General features: G+C 62.8%; 19 protein-coding genes and 1 pseudogene. 8 read left to right on the top strand and 12 right to left on the bottom strand.

All coding sequences use genetic code 11. The features are described from left to right. Positions 1-23 precede the first annotated feature (23 nt). Both DM813_RS26395 and DM813_RS26390 read left to right on the top strand, forming a co-directional pair. A complete protein-coding gene (locus DM813_RS26395) occupies positions 24-578 on the top strand; it encodes a VOC family protein (RefSeq protein ID WP_128326325.1) in 555 nt (184 codons plus the stop codon). A 54-nt stretch (positions 579-632) separates the two neighbouring features. Next, a complete protein-coding gene (locus DM813_RS26390; RefSeq protein WP_164897298.1) occupies positions 633-1,388 on the top strand; it encodes an IclR family transcriptional regulator in 756 nt (251 codons plus the stop codon). Between the two features lie 6 nt (positions 1,389-1,394). Here DM813_RS26390 and osmE read toward each other — a convergent pair whose 3' ends face one another. The 5 genes from osmE to DM813_RS26365 all read right to left on the bottom strand — a co-directional run bounded on the left by osmE (position 1,395) and on the right by DM813_RS26365 (position 5,524). After that, positions 1,395-1,763 carry an osmotically-inducible lipoprotein OsmE gene (osmE, locus tag DM813_RS26385; RefSeq protein ID WP_128326323.1) on the bottom strand — a complete coding sequence of 123 codons (369 nt, stop codon included), beginning with the start codon at positions 1,761-1,763 and terminating at the stop codon, positions 1,395-1,397. A 76-nt stretch (positions 1,764-1,839) separates the two neighbouring features. Next, positions 1,840-2,988, bottom strand: a complete 1,149-nt coding sequence (locus tag DM813_RS26380; RefSeq protein ID WP_128326322.1) for a PQQ-dependent sugar dehydrogenase — start codon at positions 2,986-2,988, stop codon at positions 1,840-1,842. Between the two features lie 30 nt (positions 2,989-3,018). After that, positions 3,019-3,348, bottom strand: a complete 330-nt coding sequence (locus DM813_RS26375; protein ID WP_128326321.1) for a hypothetical protein — start codon at positions 3,346-3,348, stop codon at positions 3,019-3,021. 110 nt (positions 3,349-3,458) lie between these two features. Next, on the bottom strand, positions 3,459-4,421 hold the full coding sequence (gene speB, locus DM813_RS26370) for an agmatinase (protein ID WP_128326320.1): 963 nt from the start codon (positions 4,419-4,421) through the stop codon (positions 3,459-3,461). Between the two features lie 23 nt (positions 4,422-4,444). After that, complete coding sequence (locus DM813_RS26365) at positions 4,445-5,524, bottom strand: polyamine ABC transporter substrate-binding protein (protein ID WP_128326319.1); 1,080 nt, start codon at positions 5,522-5,524, stop codon at positions 4,445-4,447. Positions 5,525-5,624: 100 nt separating this feature from the next. Here DM813_RS26365 and DM813_RS26360 point away from each other — a divergent pair, with 100 nt between their 5' ends. Beyond that, a complete protein-coding gene (locus DM813_RS26360; RefSeq protein WP_128326318.1) occupies positions 5,625-6,515 on the top strand; it encodes a LysR family transcriptional regulator in 891 nt (296 codons plus the stop codon). A gap of 1 nt (position 6,516) precedes the next feature. Here DM813_RS26360 and DM813_RS26355 read toward each other — a convergent pair whose 3' ends face one another. The 3 genes and pseudogenes from DM813_RS26355 to DM813_RS26345 form a co-directional block, all read right to left on the bottom strand. Beyond that, positions 6,517-8,961, bottom strand: a complete 2,445-nt coding sequence (locus DM813_RS26355; protein ID WP_128326317.1) for a TonB-dependent siderophore receptor — start codon at positions 8,959-8,961, stop codon at positions 6,517-6,519. Between the two features lie 138 nt (positions 8,962-9,099). Further along, positions 9,100-9,978, bottom strand: a complete 879-nt coding sequence (locus tag DM813_RS26350) for a FecR family protein (protein WP_241653246.1) — start codon at positions 9,976-9,978, stop codon at positions 9,100-9,102. Between the two features lie 4 nt (positions 9,979-9,982). Next, positions 9,983-10,489: pseudogene (locus DM813_RS26345) on the bottom strand (RNA polymerase sigma factor); the annotation flags it as partial. 134 nt (positions 10,490-10,623) lie between these two features. Here DM813_RS26345 and DM813_RS26340 point away from each other — a divergent pair. Continuing rightward, the gene (locus DM813_RS26340) at positions 10,624-11,112 is read left to right on the top strand and encodes an LEA type 2 family protein (RefSeq protein WP_128326315.1); all 489 of its coding nucleotides are present in this window, start codon (positions 10,624-10,626) and stop codon (positions 11,110-11,112) included. 12 nt (positions 11,113-11,124) lie between these two features. On the opposite strand, the gene DM813_RS26335 is transcribed toward DM813_RS26340, so the two are convergent. Then, positions 11,125-11,379: a hypothetical protein gene (locus DM813_RS26335; RefSeq protein ID WP_128326314.1), complete on the bottom strand. Its 255-nt coding sequence runs from the start codon at positions 11,377-11,379 to the stop codon at positions 11,125-11,127. Between the two features lie 130 nt (positions 11,380-11,509). On the opposite strand from DM813_RS26335, the gene DM813_RS26330 reads away from it, so the two are divergent. Beyond that, positions 11,510-11,830, top strand: a complete 321-nt coding sequence (locus DM813_RS26330; protein WP_128326313.1) for a DUF883 family protein — start codon at positions 11,510-11,512, stop codon at positions 11,828-11,830. A gap of 25 nt (positions 11,831-11,855) precedes the next feature. Here the strand turns inward: DM813_RS26330 and DM813_RS26325 are convergent, their stop codons facing one another. Beyond that, positions 11,856-12,482, bottom strand: coding sequence for a response regulator transcription factor (locus DM813_RS26325; protein ID WP_128326312.1), 627 nt, complete (start codon positions 12,480-12,482; stop codon positions 11,856-11,858). Continuing rightward, positions 12,482-14,332: a PAS domain-containing sensor histidine kinase gene (locus DM813_RS26320; RefSeq protein ID WP_128326311.1), complete on the bottom strand. Its 1,851-nt coding sequence runs from the start codon at positions 14,330-14,332 to the stop codon at positions 12,482-12,484. The genes DM813_RS26325 and DM813_RS26320 overlap by 1 nt, the downstream gene beginning before the upstream one ends. A 153-nt stretch (positions 14,333-14,485) precedes the next feature. Here DM813_RS26320 and DM813_RS26315 point away from each other — a divergent pair, with 153 nt between their 5' ends. The 3 genes from DM813_RS26315 to DM813_RS26305 all read left to right on the top strand — a co-directional run bounded on the left by DM813_RS26315 (position 14,486) and on the right by DM813_RS26305 (position 19,100). Beyond that, on the top strand, positions 14,486-16,108 hold the full coding sequence (locus DM813_RS26315; protein WP_128326310.1) for an acyl-CoA synthetase: 1,623 nt from the start codon (positions 14,486-14,488) through the stop codon (positions 16,106-16,108). Positions 16,109-16,131: 23 nt separating this feature from the next. Then, positions 16,132-17,901, top strand: a complete 1,770-nt coding sequence (locus DM813_RS26310) for an acyl-CoA dehydrogenase C-terminal domain-containing protein (RefSeq protein ID WP_128326309.1) — start codon at positions 16,132-16,134, stop codon at positions 17,899-17,901. Positions 17,902-18,083: 182 nt separating this feature from the next. After that, the gene (locus tag DM813_RS26305; RefSeq protein WP_128326308.1) at positions 18,084-19,100 is read left to right on the top strand and encodes a FecR family protein; all 1,017 of its coding nucleotides are present in this window, start codon (positions 18,084-18,086) and stop codon (positions 19,098-19,100) included. A 30-nt stretch (positions 19,101-19,130) separates the two neighbouring features. Here the strand turns inward: DM813_RS26305 and DM813_RS26300 are convergent, their stop codons facing one another. Next, positions 19,131-20,450, bottom strand: a complete 1,320-nt coding sequence (locus tag DM813_RS26300) for a Na+/H+ antiporter family protein (RefSeq protein WP_128326307.1) — start codon at positions 20,448-20,450, stop codon at positions 19,131-19,133. Between the last annotated feature and the right edge of the window lie 112 nt (positions 20,451-20,562).

Below are 20,562 nucleotides of genomic sequence, written 5' to 3'. Positions count from 1 at the left end.
ACTATTATCGCATGGTGATAAAAATGAGCATTGATAGCGGTCTTTCGTTCAACCACATGGGCATCTACGTTCACGACCTGGCAGCGATGGAGGCCTTCTACACCGCCGTGCTGGGCTTCACGGTGACCGACCGCGGCAGCCTGCAAGGCGCCGCCGGCCCGGTACAGCTGGTATTCCTCAGCCGCGACCCGCGCACCCACCACCAGATCGTGCTGGCCAGCGGCCGCCCGGCGACCCTGGACTACAACCCGATCAACCAGATTTCACTGGCCGCCGATTCGCTGGCCACGTTACGCACGGTGTATCGACGCTTCGTCGAGCTGGGTGCACGCGATATCGACGCCATTACCCACGGCAACGCGATCTCGTTCTACGTCCGCGATCCGGAGGGCAACCGCCTTGAGTTGTTTTTCGATACGCCCTGGTATGTCAGCCAGCCGATGAAGGTGCCGGTCAACCTGGAGCTACCGGAGGACGAGCTGCTCGCGGCGGTCGAGGCCCATGCCCGACGCCTGCCCGGATTCTGTTCTCGCGTCGAGTGGGAACAGCGCATGCACACACTGATGAGTGCCAGCTGACTGGTCGCCAGCCGTGCACGCGCTACAATGGGCTCTTTTTACCCGAGAGCCCGTATGTCCAGCCTGAACCGCATGTTGTCGGTACTCGACGTGTTCACCAGCGAACGGCCGGTATGGGAGGCTGATGCCATCGTCGAGGCGCTTGGCTGTTCAACGCCAACGGGCTATCGCTACCTCAAGGAGCTGATGCAGGCCGGCCTGCTGCAGCGCCTCAATGGCGGCTATTACGCCCTGGGCCCACGCATCGCGTTGCTGGACTACATCATCCGCACCACCGACCCGCTGCTGGGCCTGAGCATTCCGCTGATGCGCGAACTGGTGGAGAAAACCGAATGCCGCTGCGTGCTGTCGCGCATGGACGGCGATTTTTTCCTCGACCTGCACCACGAGCGCCCCGAGCGCGACGTGCAACTGAACTACGGGCGCGGCCGGCCACGGCCGCTGTTCCTCGGCGGTGCCCCCAAGGTGATCATCGCCCACTATCCGCCGAAGAAACTGCGCGCGCTGTACGACCGGCACACGGCAGAAATTAGTGCTGCCGGTCTGGGCGAGGGCTTTGAGGATTTCCAGCAGGCCATGCAGGTTATCCGTCGAGAGGGCTATTACGCGTCCAGCGGTGAGCTGGAGGCAGGCATCTCCTCGTTGGCGGTGCCAGTGAAGTTCTCCAGCAAGGAGAATTGCGCCGCGCTCGCACTGGTCGCCTCGACCAGCCGTTTCGAACTCAGCGACCGCAGCAAGCTGCTGGAGCTGATGCGCCAGACCGCACAACGCATCAGTGCCGGTGTCGCCGAGTTCAGCCTGCAGGACTAGGCGGTGCTATCGGCCTGACTGCACGCGTCCATACCCCGGGTCCATGTAGAACGGGATCTTGGCGTTCTTCTGTTCCGCTTCCCAGTCGGCGCAGGTGAAAAAGTCCTTGTGGTCCACCCGGTCGTTGCTGTCGAAGCTGACCAGGTACGGCTGGGACTGGCCGTTGTGGCGGAACCGGTAGTCGTTGCAGGTACCGGGGTGCTCGGTGCGCTGGGTGGTCTTGAGCGGCGGGCCTCCCAGTTCGAGAACCTGACGTTTGCTCATTCCGTTTTCCACGTGCGCCACCAGGGGTTGATCGTGGTAAATCACCGGGTTGCCGAAACAGCCGCCGACTGCAGCCAGCGCTACACCCACTAGAAGTTGCAATGTATTCATGTCAGGCCTCCTGGTTCAGGGGACAAGGAGCGTTTCGATCCTGAAGGCGCTGACTGAAGTTAAGTCGACGTTGCCCCTATTGCGCCAGCCCGACCTTCAACAACGCGCCATCGTCGGCATCGGTCAGTACATACAGGTAGCCATCGGGCCCCACCCGTACATCGCGGATACGCTGCCCCAGTTCACCGAGCAAACGTTCTTCGTGAACCACCTTGTCACCGTCCAGCTCCAGACGGATCAGCTCCTGACTGGCCAGCGCGCCAATGAACAGGTTGTGGTCCCAGGCCTTGAAGCGCGGGTTGTCATAGAAGGCCATGCCACTGATGGCCGGTGACTTTTCCCAGACATGGTGCGGGTCGACCATACCGTCGACGTGCTCACCCCGGGCTTCGGGAATCGGCAGCAGCGAGTAGTTGATGCCATGGGTGGCGATCGGCCAACCGTAGTTCTTGCCCGGTTTGGGAATATTGATTTCATCGCCGCCACGGGGGCCGTGTTCGTCGGTCCACAGTTCCCCCGTCCACGGGTTGAGCGCTGCCCCCTGCTGGTTGCGGTGGCCAAACGACCAGATTTCCGGGCGCACATTGTTCTGCCCGACAAAAGGGTTGTCCTTCGGCACCGTGCCGTCCGGCAGGAGTCGCACCACCTTGCCTTGCAGCTTGTCCAGGTCTTGCGACGTCTCGCGCTGATTATTCTCGCCCAGGGCGATGAACAGGTAACCGTCGCGGTCGAACACCAGGCGCGAGCCAAAGTGATTGCCGGTGGACAGCTTCGGCTGCTGGCGGAAGATCACGTTGAAGTCTTCCAGCTTGGCCATGTCGCTGGACAAGCGCCCGCGCCCCACGGCGGTACCGGCCTTGCCGTCCTCGCCACCACCTTCGGCATAGCTCAGGTACACCATGCGGTCCTGCTTGAAGGTCGGCGAAAGCACCACATCAAGCAGCCCGCCCTGGCCTTTGGCCCACACCTCAGGAACCCCGCCCAGCGGTGCCCCGACCTTGCCTTCGGCGCTGATGAGCCGCAGGTTGCCGGGGCGCTCGGTGACCAGGATGCCCCGGCCTTCGGGCAGGAACGCCAAGCCCCAGGGGTGGTCCAGACCCTCCGCCAGGGTACTGACCTTGAGGCTGCCCTCCTCGCTTTTGAAAGCCTGCTCGGGCGCGGCATGGGCCAGCAACGGCAGCAGCGCTGCGGCCAACAGGGTGGGAATCCAGGTACGTGGGGTCATCAGCTTTTCCTTCCAGGGAGAGCGTGGCCATCAAGGCATGCGGGTTGAATCGCGGGGTGGCCGGGTGGGGTCCAGCTTCGGTGTCGACTGCTCCCGGTTCAGGGGCTGGCCGTTGCCGATGCCGCGATTTTCGACAGTCGGTTGGCGCGGGACGGGTTGGGTCGAAGGACCACGCACCGGCGGCGTAGGCTGCACGCTGCCCTGGCGGCTGTTGGGATTGGCACGCATGACCGGGCTGTTGTACGGGTTGTTCGGCGAGGCGGCCAGTTGCAATGGCTCGTCCGCTGGCGCGGCCTGCAGCGGCAGACTTGCCAGCAAACCTAGTGTCAGGCCGGCCAGGCTCAACAGGGAACTGTTCACGGGTATTCCTCCTGCGCGAATCGACGCGCCCAAGCATTGGATAGCCTAAGGCGCGTCAGGTTCGACAGGAAACCGCGAATTGCCCTACAGGTAATTCATGATGTTTCCACTCAGCGATCGACCTTATGCCGCGCGGCATACACGCAGAGCATTTCCATGGCCAGCGTCGATCCGGCCAGCGCCGTAATATCAGCATGATCGTAGGCAGGCGCCACTTCAACCAGGTCCATGCCCACCAGGTTGATGCCGCGCAGGCCACCGATGATCTCCAGCGCCTGCACCGTGGTCAGCCCGCCGCACACCGGGGTACCGGTTCCGGGCGCATAGGCCGGGTCAAGGCAGTCGATGTCGAATGTCAGGTACACCGGGTGATCCCCCACGCGCTGACGGATGGCTTCGATAATGGCCTGGCAGCCACGCTGGTGCACCTGGCGCGCATCCAGCACGGCAAAGCCCTGGGTATCGTCATTGGTGGTGCGCAGGCCGATCTGCACAGAACGTGACGGATCTACCAGGCCTTCGCGCGCGGCATGCCAGAACATGGTGCCGTGGTCGACCCGCCCTGCTCCTTCCTCGCACGGCCAGGTGTCACTGTGGGCATCGAAGTGGATCAGCGACAGCGGGCCATGTTTAGCGGCATGCGCCTTGAGCAGCGGGTAACTGATGAAATGGTCGCCGCCCAGGGTGAGCATGGCGCAACCGGCCTGCAGAATCTGTTCGGCATGGGCCTGGATGCTGTCCGGGATGGTATGGGGGCTGCCGTAGTCAAAGTTGCAGTCGCCATAGTCGATCACCGCCAGGTGGTCGAACGGATCGAACTCCCACGGCCAGTGCCGGGCCCAGGCCTGCTGCACCGAGGCGGCGCGAATGGCGCGTGGACCAAAGCGCGCCCCGGGGCGGTTGCTGGTAGCGGTATCGAACGGCACACCGCTGACCACCACATCGACTCCGCGCAGGTCACGGGTGTAGCGGCGGCGGGAAAAACTGGTGATGCCGGCAAAGGTGTTCTCGGCAACGGTGCCATACAGGCTGTCGCGGGTCATGGCCTGGTCGTTATCGGGGGCGAGGTCCATCATCGGGCTCCTTGTTCAGGTTGTTATTGGCGGCTACGGAACGTGGTCCACAGGCGGGTGCGCTGGCGCATGTCGGCCAGGGCCATGCTGCGGTCGGCAAACAGCCGGGCGCGGACCTGGTCTGAGGGGTAGATATCGGGGTCACTACGTACCGCCTCGTCTACCAGCGCAGTGGCGGCCTTGTTGGCGTTGGCGAAGAACAACGTGTTGGTCAGCGGGGCAACCGACTCGGGGCGGAGCATGAAGGCTATGAACGCCCGCGCCGCTTGCGGGTGCGGCGCGTCCTTGGGGATCACCAGGTTGTCCTGCCAGATCAGGGTGCCTTCGCGGGGAATCCGGTACACCACCTGATACGCCTTGCCGGCCTGACGGGCCTGCTCGGCGGCCATGGCGGCATCGCCGTTGTAGGTCAGCGCCAGGCACACGCTGCCGTTGGCCAGGTCGCTGATCTGGCGGCCGTTGGCGACATAGCTGACCGACGGCTGCAACTGTTTGAGCAAGGCCTGGGCAGCGGCCAGGTCGTCCTTGTTGCGGCTGTAGGGATCCTTGCCCAGGTAGTTCAGGGCCACGCCGATCACTTCCTGGGGCGAGTCGGACATGGCGATGCCGCAGTCCTTGAGCTTGCTGGCGTACTCGGGTTTGAACAGCAGGTCGAGGCTGTCGAGCGGCGCATCGCCGATACGCTGGCGCACGGCTTGAAGGTTGATTCCCAGGCCGAGTGTGCCCCAGGTATACGGCACCGCGTACTGGTTACCCGGGTCGACCTCGGCCAGCTTGGCCAACAGATCTGCGTCGAGGTTGCTGTAACCCGGCATCGTTTGCGCCTGCACCGGTTGCAGGGCACCGGCCGTCAGGGCTCGCGCCAGCAGGCTGCTGGAAGGCACCACCACGTCGTAGCCGCTACCGCCGGTGAGCAGCTTGGTTTCCAGCACCTCAGTGGTGTCGAAAGTGTCGTAGCGTACGGTGTAGCCGGTTTCCTTCTCGAAGCGCTGCAGGGTTTCCGGGGCTACGTAGTCGGCCCAGCTGTAGAGGTTGAGCACCTTCTCTTCGGCGTGCACCGGCAACGCCAGCAGCAACGGGAGCAACAACAGGGATGTACGCATGACGGGCACCTTATTCAGTGGATGCCCGGAGCATGCCTGCTGGGTTACATTGCAAAAATGACAAGTTAGTTATCCTGACATGCACCAGGAGCAATGTTTGATGCTAGGGCAATTGCACGACCTCGACCTGCACCTGCTGAGGCTGTTCGTCACCGTTGTCGAGGCCGGCGGGTTCAGTGCCGCCCAGGGTGTGCTGGGCCTGAGCCAACCGAGCATCAGCCAGCAAATGGCACGCCTGGAAACACGCCTGGGCTATCGCCTGTGCAGCCGCGGCAAAAGCGGCTTTAACCTGACCGCCAAGGGTGAGGTACTGCTCAAGGCCACGCGGGAGTTATTGGTGCAGATCGACGCCTTCCGCCATCAGGCCAACGGCGTCGCGGGACGCTTGCTGGGCGAGGTACGCGTGGGCATTTCGGAAGCCCAGGACAGCAGTGTGACCCTGCGCCTGGCCCAGGCTATCGAGCGTTTTCGCCAACGTGATGAATCTGTGCGCCTGGAACTGGTCAGCGCGATGCCGGCCGACCTTGAGCGATTGCTGTTGCAGCAACGCCTGGATTTGGCCATCGGCTATTTCTCCGGCAAGCAAACGGCATTCGATTACACGCCGTTGTTTGAAGAAACCCAGCGCCTGTACTGCGCCAGTCACCACCCCTTCGCCAGCGCTACCCTGGTGAGCCGGCAGATGCTGCTGGAGGCCGATCAGGTCGAGCATCCCTACCGTTTTCTGGAGAATCCGGAGCCGCTCAGCGGCGGTCGTGCGTCGGCGGTTTCCGAACAGGTGGAAGGCGCCTTGGCGTTCATTCTGTCCGGCCGCCATATCGGTTACCTGCCCTGCCACTTTGCCGCGCCTTGGGTCGAGCGCGGGCTGTTGCACGCCCTGGACCCGGCGTTGAACTTTCAGGTGCCGTTCGTGCTGGCACGGCACCGCGCCCAGGTGCCCAGCGACGCCCAGCAGGCGTTCAACGCCGACCTGCTAAGCGCCTTCGCCTGACTCAGTAGGCCATCGACCAGGTCAGGGTGTAGGTACGCCCGCGGCCCTGATAGTCATACAGGTAGGCCGGGCCGTAGGTCGGCGAGTAGAACAGCGTCGCGCGCTGGCCCCAGACGGTGCTGTACTGCTTGTCCAGGAGGTTCTGGATACCGGCACTGAAAGTGCCGAAGCCGGTGTCCTGGCTGCCGAGCAGATCGAAGGTGGTGTAGCCGCTGATCTTGTGGTCGGCATCGTCTTTCAGGGTGAAGGCATGGTTGGCCTGCAAGCGCGCACTGCGGCCCTCGTCCTTCCAGCCGACAAACGCGGTCGATTTCGACAGCGAGGCGTAACGCGCATCGCGCTTGATCCAGTCGCCGTCCTTGTCCTCTTCTTCCGAGCGCACCAGGTGCAGGGTGCTGCCAGCTTCCCAGCCGCTTTCGAAGTGACGGGTCAATGCGCCTTCAAAGCCGAAATCGCGGCTCTTCTGGTCTTCGACATTGATGGTCAGGGTGGCCATGTCGGTGGTGATGATCTTGTCCGACCAGATGTAGTACACCGCCGCCTGCGCATCCCAGTCCAGGTCGGCGTAACGCCAGCCCAGTTCCACCTGGCGGCTCTTGATACCCGCCAGCGGATTGTCGTCGACGCTCAGGCCTGGCTTGCCGTAAAACTTGGCCGGGTCCGGCAGATCGAAACCTTCGCCGTAGTTGGTCCAGACCTGGTGACCGTTCTTGAAGTCGTAGATGGCGCCGAGGTTGAACAGGTTGACCTGATAGTCGTTGCTGCCACCGGGCACGCCTTTGAAGTTGCCGACGTCGACATCCATCTGCTGGCGGCGCGCGCCACCGGAAAAGGTCAGGTTGTCCGTTGCGTGCCAGTCCAGCTGGGCGTAGTACGACAGGCCATCGACGCGGTAGCTGGGGTAACGCGGGGCCTTGCTCGCCTCTTCCAGGTCCAGGCCACCGCTTTCGGAGGACGTCAGCGCATCAAAGGTGGTCTGGTCGGCGTTGAAGCGCTCACGGTCAAGGTCCACGCCATAGGTCAGCTTGAGTGTGTCCCACTGCTTGGCGAACAGCGCCTTGAGGCTGGTGACTTCGAAGTTCTGTTGCGAACCGGCAAAGTACACGCCTTTGGCGCCGACCGGCTTGGCGGTGTTGTAGTAAGGAAACGGGTAGAAGTTGTCGTCTTCCTTGCGGTACGACGCCTGCAGATAGAAGTCCTGGCCGAGCACATCGCTGTGGTGGTAGTTGGCGTTGAGCAGCAGGCGCTTGGTCCGCGGCTCGAGGTCGGAGGAGTAACCGCCGCGCAGTTCGGCGTCTTCCAGGTCCGAAGGCTTGTTGTAGTTCAGGTTGGGAAAGTAGATCCCGGTGCTGCCGTGGTTGCCCGAATCATAGTACTGAGCGAGCAGGTCGAGGCTTTGTTCGTCGTTGAAGGTCAGGCCCAGGCTGCCCAGCACGTCGATCGTGCGGTTGTATTGCAGGTCGGTCTGGGTGTTGTCGATGAAGATCTGGTCGCCTGCGCCATCGTAGAAGGCTTCGTTCTGCTCGCCGGAAACGCCCAGGCGCGCGGTGACCCGTTCGTTGCCGCCACTGACCGACTGCGCGATGCGCGTCGACAGGTCGTCACTGTTGTTGAAGCCGCTGCTGGCACCGAGCTGGGTCTCGAAACGGGCCGGGCCGGCCTCACCCTTCTTGGTGACAATGTTGATGATGCCGCCGGTAGCGCCGCCGCCATAAATGGCGCTGGCGCCCGAAAGCACTTCGACGCGCTGGACGTTGAACGGCGAGATGCTGTCGAACTGTCGCGACAGGCCGCGGGAGCTGTTCTGGCTGACGCCATCGATCATCACCAGCACGTTGCGCCCACGCATGTTCTGGCCGTAGTTGGTACGCCCTTCCGGCGCCAGGTCCAGACCGGGCACCAGCTTGCCGATAGCTTCCTTGAGGCTGACACCGCTGTTGATCTGTTCCTGCAATTGCTGCTGGTCGACCACCCAGACGGTGCCAGGGATTTCACTGATCGAGGTGCTGGTGCGCGATGCCACGCTGACTTCAATCGGCTTGAGGCTGACACTGGCCGGGGCGGCCGTCGCCTTGCGCAGGATCACCGTGCGCGCATCGCTGAACTGCCAGCTCATGCCGCTGCCGGCCAGCAGGTTCTGCAAGGCCTCGGCAATGCTGTAGCGGCCATCGAGCGCCGGGCTCTGCCGGCCAGCGACGTCGGCGGTGGTGTACAGCAGGTGCAGGCCGGCCTGGTCGGCAAACGCGGTCAGGGCCTGGTCGAGGTCCTGTGCAGGCAGCGCAAGGGTCACTTCGCGCGCTTGCTGGGCGCTGACTTGCGCCGGGCTCGCGGTGTCTGCCGCCCATGCCCCTACAGGGCCGAGCAGCGCAGCGACGGCGGTCGAGGCCAGCAGTGCGTGTTTGAAACAACCGGTGGAGCGGGCGATGGGCTTGAGCGTAGCCTTCACAATGTTCTTCCAGGCAAAGGTGTAAATGAGAATGGATTGCTGATCAGTCTCACTACGACGATTGGGCGAAGAAGAACTTGCAGTACCAAAATGAAAATAATTTCTTTTCTGTTACGCCGCGGGTGCTGGCAACGCCGCTCAGTACACCACCGCCAGCCACGGCAGGTAGGTCACCTTCAGTGCATAACGCTGTTCCAGCGTGCGCAACAACCCGTGAGGGTCATCCAGGTCGAATACGCCGCTGACCTGCATGGCGGCCAGTTGCGGGTCGGACAAGACAATGCGGCCGTGCTGATAACGCTCAAGCTCCGCCAGCACTTCACGCAACGGCTTGCCGTTGAAGATCAGTTTGCCACGTTGCCAGGCCGTCAACGCCCGCGCATCCGCAGTCACCGGCAATACACGCTCACCAACCCGTGCTTCGCCCTGAGCCACCACTACACGGTTGCTGCTGCCGTCGCGACGGACACTGAACACCGCCCCGCTGCCCTGCAGGGTTTCATTGCCGGCCTCGACCACAAACGGCCGCGAATCGCTGGCCGGCTCGAACAGGGCTTCGCCCGCCTTGAGCATGACGCGGCGCTGGTCATTGCTGAAGTCCACGGACAGCGCGCTGCCACTGTTGAGCAAAACCTGCGAGCCATCGGCGAGGGTAATGCGCTGCTGTTGGCCAACACTGGTGTGGTAGTCAGCGAGCAAAGCCGGGGCTTGCTGCCAACCGCCATAGCCCACCAGCGCCAGCACCAGCGAAGCCGCCATGGCGGTGCCCCAGCGGCGTCGGCGTGGCGCGGCAGTCTTCAATTCGGCAGCCGCCTGGGTATGCCCGAGGTCGCCCCACAAGGCTTGTGCCTCCCGCGCCGCTTCGGCATGCGCCGGGCTCAGCTGGCACCAGCGCTGATAACGGGCGCGGTCGGCCTCGCTGGCGTTGCCAGAATGCAACAGCACTTGCCAGTCGAGGGCATCATCGGACAGATCGCTGATAGGCTGCGCTGCAGGCATGGCGTGGGCATCAATCATGGTTGTGTTTGAGCCAGTCACGGCAGTGGCGCAGTGCCTGGCCGATGTATTTTGCCACCATGCTCTCGGAAACACCCAATTGTTGTGCAATTTGCGCCTGGGTCAGGCCTTCAACCCGGTTGAGCAGCAGCGCCTGACGGGCATTGGGCGGCAGTTGCAGCAACGCTTCGTCCAGTTGCGCCAGGCGTTCACGCGCCAGCAAGGCCGCTTCCGGCGCCGGCGCCGGACACGGCAACTCACGCGCCGCTTCATTATCGTCGAGGTTGCCGGCCATGCGCTGTTCACGGCGCAGGGTATCGATGGCCAGATTGCCCGCCACACGGAAGATGAAACTGCGCGCATGCAGTACCGGCGGGTCCTGCTGATCGATCTTGACCAGCTTGAGGTAGGTTTCCTGCGCCACATCGGCCGCGCGTTGACGGTCGCTCATGCGCCGGGTCAGAAACTGCAGCAGGTCATCGTAATGTTCCTGAAAGCTGGCAAGCAGCCCGGACATGGGAGGCGTCAACATGAAGGAATTCGATGGGCCTTGAGAAAGGGAAACAGGCGTTAATGAGAAACAGTATCGTTCAAAACGCCAGCAGCTTTCAACGTCGCAGTGCATTTGCCACACTGAGGGCCCATTGCCTGCAAGGAACTGCGCTGATGATTCGTGCTTACCGCCACGTGTTACGTACAAGCCTGGTGCTGGCGATGCTGCTGGGCTTGAGTGCCTGCGCGCTGTTTCAGAGCCGCGATCCGCTGAGCATCAGCGTGATCGGCATCGAACCCATGCCTGGCCAGGGCCTGGAAATGCGCATGAAGGTGAAACTGCGGGTGCAAAACCCCAACGAGACGCCGATCGACTACAACGGCATCGCCGTTAACCTGGAGGTCAACGGCCAGCCACTGGCCGCCGGCGTCAGCAACCAGAGCGGCAGCATTGGCCGTTTTTCCGAAGGTGTAGTGGAAGTGCCGATGAGCATCACCGCGTTCTCGATGATGCGCCAGGCGGTGGGCCTGGGTCAGGTGCAGAACCTCGACGGCATGCCCTATGTGCTGCGCGGCAAACTGGCCGGCGGGGTATTTGGCACGGTGCGCTTCAGCGACAATGGCCAGTTGAGCCTGCCGAAACCGGCCAAAATCACCTGGTAAACCCTGCGCGGTTTACTTGGCCGCAGCCATCAGTTTGTTGACTTCACTGCGCACCATGTTGGCGAACTCGGGCGGCGACATGCCGTCCAGTTCCGCGCGTACCCACTCGGCCCACTTGCCTTTGCGCCGGGGCTTTTCGGCAATCAGCCGCGCGGCTTCACCCTTGGCTTTGCCCAGGTTGGTCTGCCAGAGCTCGAACAGTCGCGCTTTCTCGTCCTCGATCTGCGCCCGTTCGGCGAAGCTCTTGTTGGCCAGATTGAAACTCATGGGGGTGTCCTGCCACTTGAAAATAGGCGCTATCTTACACTGTAGCCGCGAAGGGCCGACAATCCGCTGCAACTTTCCGCGCCCACCGGTATCCACTATTGACTGCCCAACCAATGACGAGGAAGTGCCCATGGCCAGGAAATCCAGCGTGCAAACCGAAGTCGAGCAAATCAAGGATCAAGCGTTCAGCGAACTGCAGGTACTGATCGAAGAGTCGGAAAAACTGCTTCGCGACAGCGCGGCGCTGGTAGGCGACGAGGCCGAAACCCTGCGCGACCAGGTCCGGCTCAAGCTCAAGCGCGCCGGTGAGGCAGTCAGCCAGGCACGTAGCAAGGCGCAACCGGTCGTCGACGCCACCCAGGACTATATTGGCGGCCACCCTTGGCAAACCGTGGCGATCTCCGCCGGGTTCGGTCTGGTCGTCGGGCTGTTGCTGGCGCGTCGTCCCTGAGTAAGGCTTTGAGCCTGCGCTGTATTCAGCGCAGGTTCAAAGCCTGTACCACGCCGCAGGCAATCGCCATACCCACCAGCGCCGGCAGGTGCTCGGCCTCCATGCGCTTCATCACCCTGCCCCGGTACAGGTCGACGGTCTTGACGCTGACCTCGAGCTGTTCGGCGATTTCGCGGTTGCTGTAGCCCTGTACCAACGGCACGAACACATCACGTTCGCGCGGCGTCAGACTGTCAATCCGCGCTTGCACAGCGGCACGCGGGCCGCTGCCTGCCAAGGCCTGACGCGAACCGTCGAGGGCAGCCTGCACGGCATCCAGCAGCAGTTGCTCGTTATAGGGCTTTTCGATGAAATCGCAGGCGCCGGCCTTGAATGCCCGCACTACAATCGGCACATCGGCATGCCCGCTGAGGAAGATCACCGGCAGCTCGATGCCGCGTGCGCGCATGGCCTCCTGCACGCTCAACCCGCCCATGCCGGGCATGCGCACATCCAGCAACACGCAGGCCGGCCGCTGCTCGTCGCACGCCTCGAGAAATGCCTGGCCACTGGTGAACGGTATGGCCTGTACGCCGACCGACTCGAGCAGCCACACGGTCGAATCGAGCATGCCCTGGTCGTCATCGACCACATAGACTTTCGGTTGCTGCATTACACGTCCTCTATCCCGGCACCGGCCACTGGCGTCAAGCGGCAGCATAGGGTCAATCCCCCCGCCGCCCCCGGTTGCGCCTGCAAGGTGCCGCCAAAGCCTTCAATGATACTGCGGCTCATGCTCAACCCCAGCCCCAGGCCTTCCGGCTTGCTGGTGGTGAACGGCGTGAAGATGCCATCGAGCCGATCCGCTGCAACCCCCGGGCCCTGATCGCTGACCTGAATCAGCAACAGCCCGGCGTCCAGTTCGGCGCTGAGCACGATACGCGAAGGTTGCCCCTTGTGCTGCTCGCGATTGGCGTCAATGGCATTGCGCAGCAGGTTGAGCAGCACCTGTTCAAGCAACACCCGGTCGGCATACACCGCCGGTAGCGACGGGTTGACGTGCTGCTCGATGCGCACCTGATCCTGTGCCGCTTCCCAGTCACACAGGCGTACCGCTTCGCTGGCCACATCGGCGATGGACAACGCCTGCAGGCGGCGCGGTTCCTTGCGCAGGAACGCCCGCAAGCGCTTGATCACTTCCGCGGCGTGCGTGGCCTGCTCATTGATACGCTGCAGCCCTTGCGACACCCGCCCCGCCGCCTGCGGATCACGGTCCAGGGCCTGCAGGTAACGCTGACTGGCACTGGCATAGTTGACCACTGCCGCCAGCGGCTGGTTGATTTCATGGGCGATGCCCGAGGCCAGTTCACCCAGGGTCACCAGGCGCGCACTGTGCGCCAGTTCGTCCTGATGCCGGCGTTGCTGGGCTTCACGCAGTTCACGCTCGGTCATGTCACGGGCCACCAGTGAATAGTAACGCTCACCACCGGCAGCCCGGTGCGCCAGCAGCACCAGCGACACCGGAAACGCCACACCGCCCTGCCAGGGAGTCAAGCGTGTCTCCACATGCCAGACGCCCGTTTGCTCGGCACACTGCCAGCCGTGTTCCTGCAATTGCTGCTGCAACGCCGGATCGAGCAGGGCCTGCAGCGGCGGCAACGCCTGCACCTGTTGCAAGCCCAACGCGCGGCGCGCCGAGCGGTTGAGGTAACTCAACTGCCCTTCACGGTCAGTGAACAGCACCAGGTCGGTATTGGCCTCTACCACTTCCGCCAGGCGCCGGCGGTTCTCCTGGGCCTCGATGCGGGCGGTGATTTCTCTCGAAACGCTGACAATTTCCACCACGGCCCCGGTGTAGGTCTCACGGATTGCCCGGCTGGCAATCTCGAACCAAAGGTCGCGACCATCGCGGTGACGGACCCGACAGGTCATGGTCTGGTAGCCGTCCTGTTCCAGCGCCTGCGCGGCCTGCAGCAGTGATTGCTGGCGGTCCTGGGGATGAAACAGCGACTGTACGGCCACCCCGCGCAGCTCTTCGGGCCAATAACCCAGCAAGCGGTAGGACGCCGGCGAGGCATCGAGAAAGCAGCCATCCGGACTGTGCCGGGAGATCAGGTCAGTGGTGTTCTCGGTAATCAGGCGATACAGCCGTCGCGCCTGACTGGCGTCACGTTCAGCCGAACGCTCGGCGGTGGCATCGCGGCAGCGTACCAGGACCTGGCCGTTGTCGCCGTCGGGAATGAAGGTCCAGAGCAGGATCTGACCTGCCACTGCAGCCTCGACATCGCTGATTGCCCGCCCCTGGCGCAGGCACGCGCTCACCAGTGCAACGTAGTTACTCGGCAACCAGTAGTCGACCGCACGCTGCGGCCAGGGGCCGAGCATGGCCTGCAGCGCCGGGTTCACGGCCAGCACTGCGGCAGATGCATCCAGAAGCAGGCTGGGCTGGGGGTCGCTGGCGAGCAGAGTGGTCATGGGTGCGTTCACAGAATGCCATCGGGGCACATATAGTACTTCTACCATATTGCTATAGTCTATCTTCCAAGTAACATGGCGATTAGCGTAAATAAACACAAATGCGAAGGCTTGCCCTTCACGACACCTGATCAGAGCTAACAATCAGCCACCGGGGGTTGCAGTACGCCATTTTGGCCGCCCCCTGCACAGGAACATTTCATGTCGATTTTCTCCCAGGGCCTGGCGCCCGCCCCTGTGAATCACCAGGCCCTGAGCCCGCTGAGCTTCATCGAACGTACCGCAGCCGTCTACGGCCAGTACCCGGCGGTGATTCACGGTGCCATCCGGCGCAACTGGCAACAGACTTATGAACGCTCCCGCCGCCTGGCCAGTGCCCTGGCCGGGCGCGGCATCGGCCAGGGCGATACCGTCGCGGTGATGTTGCCGAACATTCCGGCGATGCTCGAAGCGCACTTCGGTGTGCCGATGATCGGTGCGGTGCTCAATGCCCTGAACGTTCGCCTCGACGCCGAGGCCATTGCCTTCATGCTCGAGCACGGTGAGGCCAAAGTGCTGATCACCGACCGCGAGTTCCACAAGGTCATCGCCGGGGCGCTGGCGCTGATGGAGTTCCCGCCGCTGGTAGTCGATGTCGACGATCCCGAATACGGCGAAGGCCAGGCGGTCAGCGACCTCGACTACGAGGCCTTTCTCGCCGAAGGCGATCCGGAGTTTGCCTGGCAATGGCCTGAAGACGAGTGGCAGGCAATCTCGCTGAACTACACCTCCGGCACCACCGGCAACCCCAAGGGCGTGGTCTATCACCACCGCGGCGCCTACCTGAACGCACTGGGCAACCAGATGACCTGGGCCATGGGCAACCACCCGGTGTACCTGTGGACCCTGCCGATGTTCCATTGCAACGGCTGGTGCTACCCCTGGACCGTCACCGCACTGGCCGGCACCCATGTGTTCCTGCGCCGGGTCGACCCGCAAAAAATCCTTACCCTGATCCGTGAGCATCAGGTCAGCCACCTGTGCGGTGCACCGATCGTCCTCAATGCCCTGATCAACATGCCCGAGTCGGCCAAGGCCGCCATCGATCACCCGGTCAACGCCATGGTGGCCGGCGCAGCGCCCCCGGCCAAGGTGATTGGTGCCGTGGAAGAAATGGGCATCAAGGTCACCCACGTTTACGGCCTGACCGAAGTCTACGGCCCGGTGACCGTCTGTGCCTGGCACGCCGAGTGGGACGAGCAACCGCTGGCAGAGCGCGCGCGGATCAAATCGCGCCAGGGCGTGCGCTACCCGACTCTTGAGGGGCTGATGGTCGCCGACCCGCAAACCCTGGAACCGGTGCAACGCGACGGCAACACCCTGGGTGAAATCTTCATGCGCGGCAACACAGTGATGAAGGGCTACCTGAAAAACCCTGAAGCCACCGCCGAAGCCTTCCGTGGCGGCTGGTTCCATACCGGCGACCTGGCGGTATGGCATGCCGATGGCTATGTGGAAATCAAAGACCGCCTGAAGGACATCATCATCTCCGGCGGCGAAAACATCTCCACCATCGAAGTCGAAGACACCCTCTACAAGCACCCTGCCGTGCTCGAAGCGGCGGTGGTCGCCCGTCCGGACGAAAAATGGGGCGAAACCCCCTGCGCCTACATCACCCTCAAGGCCGGCTTTGAACAGACCCGCGACAGTGAAATCATCAGCTTCTGCCGCGAGCACCTGGCCGGTTTCAAGTTGCCGAAGACCGTAGTTTTCAGCGAGTTGCCAAAAACCTCTACCGGCAAGATCCAGAAGTACCTGTTGCGTGACTGGGCCAAGGCGCTCTGACCCCTTTAGACAGCGAGAACTCCATGCCTGAATTCAATGCTCCGCTGCGCGACATGCGCTTTGTCCTTCATGAAGTGTTCCAGGGCCCGGCGCTCTGGGCGCGGCTTCCGGCCCTGGCCGAACGGGTGGACGCCGACACCGCCGATGCCATTCTGGAAGAAGCGGCGAAAATCACCGGTCAGTTGATCGCCCCGCTCAACCGCAGTGGCGATGAACAAGGCGTGGTGTTCGATGCCGGTGAAGTGCGCACCCCCGACGGCTTTGCCGAAGCCTGGCAGACGTACCGTGAAGGCGGCTGGGTCGGCCTTGCCGGCAACCCCGAGCACGGCGGCCTGGGCATGCCGAAAATGCTCGCGGTGCAGTTCGAAGAAATGCTCTATGCCGCCAACTGCAGTTTCAGCCTGTACTCGGCCCTGAGCGCCGGTTGCTGCCTGGCCCTCGACGCCCATGCCAGCGACGACCTCAAAGCCACCTACCTGCCGCCGCTGTACAGCGGCCAGTGGGCCGGCACCATGTGCCTGACCGAACCGCATGCCGGCACCGACCTCGGGATCATCCAGACCAAGGCCGAGCCCCATGCCGATGGCAGTTACCGCATCAGTGGCACAAAGATTTTCATCACCGGTGGCGAGCAGGACCTGACCGACAACATCATCCACCTGGTGCTGGCCAAGCTGCCCGATGCCCCCGCCGGGCCCAAGGGCATCTCGCTGTTCCTGGTGCCCAAGTTCCTGGTCAACGCCGATGGCAGCCTGGGCGCGCGCAACCCGGCGCACTGCGGTTCGCTGGAACACAAAATGGGCATCAAGGCCTCGGCCACCTGCGTGATGAACTTCGACGAGGCCAGCGGTTACCTGATCGGCGAACCGAATCGCGGCCTGGCGGCAATGTTCACCATGATGAACTACGAGCGCCTGTCCATCGGCATCCAGGGAATCGGCTGCGCCGAAGCCTCGTATCAGAACGCTGCGCGCTACGCCCGGGACCGCCTGCAAAGCCGCGCGGCCACTGGCGCGCAAGCCCGTGAGAAGATTGCCGACCCGATCATTGTTCACCCCGATGTACGTCGCATGTTGCTGACCATGCGCGCCCTGACCGAAGGTGGTCGGGCGTTTGCGACCTATGTAGGCCAGCAACTGGACATCGCCAAATACGCCGAGGATCGCGAGGAACAAGCCTCCGCGCAGCGCCAGGTTGCCCTGCTGACCCCGGTGGCGAAAGCGTTCTTTACCGACAATGGCCTGGAAAGCTGCGTGCTCGGCCAGCAAGTGTTCGGCGGTCACGGCTACATTCGCGAATGGGGTCAGGAACAACTGGTGCGCGATGTGCGCATTGCCCAGATCTATGAAGGCACCAACGGCATTCAGGCCCTGGACCTGCTCGGGCGCAAAGTGGTGGCTGACGGTGGCAAGGCCCTGGCCGAGTTCACCGGCGAAATCCGCAGCTTCTGTGCGCACGGTACGCCTTACGCGCAGGCCCTGCTCGACGCCACCGCCGAACTGGAAAACCTCAGCCAGTGGCTGTGCACCCAGGCTGCCGAAGACGCCAATACCATCGGTGCCGCCTCGGTGGAGTACCTACAGGTATTTGGCTATGTGGCTTACGCCTACATGTGGGCACGCATGGACCAGGTCGCCGAACAGCAATTGGCTCACGACCCGGTGTTCTATGGAGCCAAGCGTGCCAGCGCCGCGTTCTTCTTTGCCCGCTTGTTGCCACGTACCCTGTCGCTGCAGGCCAGCATCCGCGCCGGTAGCGGCTCGCTGTTCGGCCTTGACGCCGAGCAGTTCTGAAATACCGTCAGTCGGCGCCGAACGCGCAGTCATGCCCTGCTGAAAACGGGGTATGGCTGCGAATTCAGTGTTTTTACGGCACTTTTCACGGTAAAAAAACTTACAACTGATAGTCATTCGCCATTATCTCGGGTTCTCGCCGCCTACGCTCAAGGGTAGAATGGGCAAAACCGGGAGTCTCGATGAATCACACCAGCCACAGCGCCGAAGAATACGATGCCATCACCGATGCCGCCGCGCATTGGTGCCTGCGTTTGCAGGCTGAGGACTGCACCGCAGATGAGCGTCTGGCCTTCGAGCAATGGCTGGCAGCGGACCCTCTACACGCCCGGGAATACCAGGCCATGCTGGAGATTTGGCACACCGCCGATCACCTGCCCCGTAGCCCGGTCCCCGGCAATGTCATCAACCTGCCCCTCGCCCCGCGCCGCCGCAGTACCTGGCGCCACTATGCCTCGGCCGCCGCCGTTGCCCTGGTGGCCTTGCCCGTGGGTGGCTGGATCGGCTGGGAACAGGGCTGGCTGCCCAACAGCTACCAGCACGTAGAGAGCACCGACGCGATCAGCCGCGTGGTCCTCGGCGACGGCAGCCAGGTCGAATTGAACCTGGGCACCGAACTGCGTTTCACCAACTACAAGGACGAGCGCCGGGTCACCCTGATCAAGGGCGAGGCGTTTTTCAGCGTCTACCACGACAGCCAGCACCCGTTCATCGTCCACGCCGCCCAGGGCCAGACCCGGGTCACCGGCACCCAGTTCAACGTGTGGAAGTATGAAGACCAGGTCAAGGTCACCCTGGTGGAAGGCTCGGTACTGGTGAGCAGCAACAGCAGCACCAGCGTCGAGGGGGGATACCGCCTTGGCCCGGGGATGCAGGCCAGCTACCAGGCCGGCGATTTCGAGCCGCGCCTGAACCAGACCTACGCGCACGACAACAGCCTGGCGTGGCGCAACGGCAAGCTGATCCTCGACAACCTGAGCCTCGCCCAGGCCCTGCCGCAGATCAACCGTTACCTCGAACACCCCTTGGTGCTGGCCGACGAAAGCACCGGCAGCATTCGCATCAGCGGTATTTACGACACCCGCCAGATCAATCGTCTGGTCAGCAACCTGCCCAAAGTGCTACCGGTCTACCTGACCCGCAGCAAGGACGGCAGCATGCTCCTCAACCGTATCTCGCCGCCACCGGCACGGGGCTGAGCCTTTTGCTCAACCCCTCTTTCGCGCGTTCTAAAGCGTCATCGCCGCCAGCCAGCCAAAGGCCAGCAACGGCAAGTTGTAGTGGATGAACGTCGGCACCACAGTGTCCCAGATATGGTGGTGCTGACCATCCACGTTCAGTCCCGAGGTCGGGCCCAGGGTCGAATCCGAAGCGGGTGAGCCCGCATCCCCCAACGCGCCAGCGGTGCCAACGATGCACACGGTGGCCACCGGGTCGAAACCCAGCTGCACGCACAGCGGCACGAAAATCGCGGCAAGGATCGGCACGGTGGAAAACGACGAGCCAATGCCCATGGTCACCAGCAAGCCGACCAGCAGCATCAACAGTGCACCGACGCCCTTGCTGTGACCAATCCAGCTGGCCGAGACCTCGACGAGGTTCTTGACCTCGCCGGTGGCCTTCATCACTTCGGCAAAGCCCGATGCGGCAATCATGATGAAGCCAATCATGGCCATCATCTTCATGCCCTCGGTGAACAGGTCATCGGTTTCCTTCCAGCGCACGATGCCGGAGACCGAGAAAATCAGAAAGCCGGCCATGGCACCGATGATCATCGAGTCCAGCCACAGCTGAATGATAAATGCCGCGGCGACGGCAACACCCGCAACCATCAGCGTCAGCGGGTTGTAGCGCACAGCGACCTGCTCGACCTGCTCGATTTTTTCCAGGTCATAGACGCGCTTTTTCCGGTAGCTGAAAAACACCGCCACCAACAGGCCGAAGAGCATGCCGGCAGCCGGAATGGCCATGGCGTGGGTGACATTGACACCACTGACATCCACCCCGCTACGGCTGACGTTGGCCAGCAGAATCTCGTTGAGGAAAATGTTGCCGAACCCCACCGGCAAGAACATGTACGGCGTGATCAGGCCAAAGGTCATCACACAGGCCACCAGCCGGCGGTCAATGTTCAGCTTGGTCAGCACATAGAGCAGCGGCGGCACCAGCAGCGGAATGAAGGCGATGTGGATCGGCAGTATGTTCTGCGAAGAAATCGCCACCACCAGCAACAGGCCGATCAGCAGCCATTTGACCTTGCCGCCATCGGCATGCCCCTGCCGGTCGACCATGGCCAGGGCGCGGTCCGCCAGGGCGTGGGCCATGCCCGACTTGGCAATGGCCACGGCAAAGGCGCCGAGCAAAGCATACGACAACGCAACCGTCGCGCCACCGCCCAGGCCGCCGTTGAACGCCTTGAGCGTGCCCTCGATACCCAGGCCACCGACCAGCCCGCCGGCCAGTGCACCGACGATCAGGGCGATCACCACATGCACGCGGGACAGACTCAGTATCAGCATGATGCCGACCGCGGCAATTACTGCATTCATTCCTGTGACCTCTAAAAACCAGACAAAAAGCGACCGCATCGGCGACAGACTGCTCGTAAGCAGAGGCCGAACGACAGGTAATTTTTATGGGGGCGCACACTCTGAAGCAGAC

It is taken from the genome of Pseudomonas alkylphenolica (assembly GCF_004025535.1).
Lineage (GTDB): Bacteria > Pseudomonadota > Gammaproteobacteria > Pseudomonadales > Pseudomonadaceae > Aquipseudomonas > Aquipseudomonas alkylphenolica_A.
Note: the sequence above shows the minus strand (reverse complement) of the source record. Positions and strands in the feature narration are given on the sequence as shown.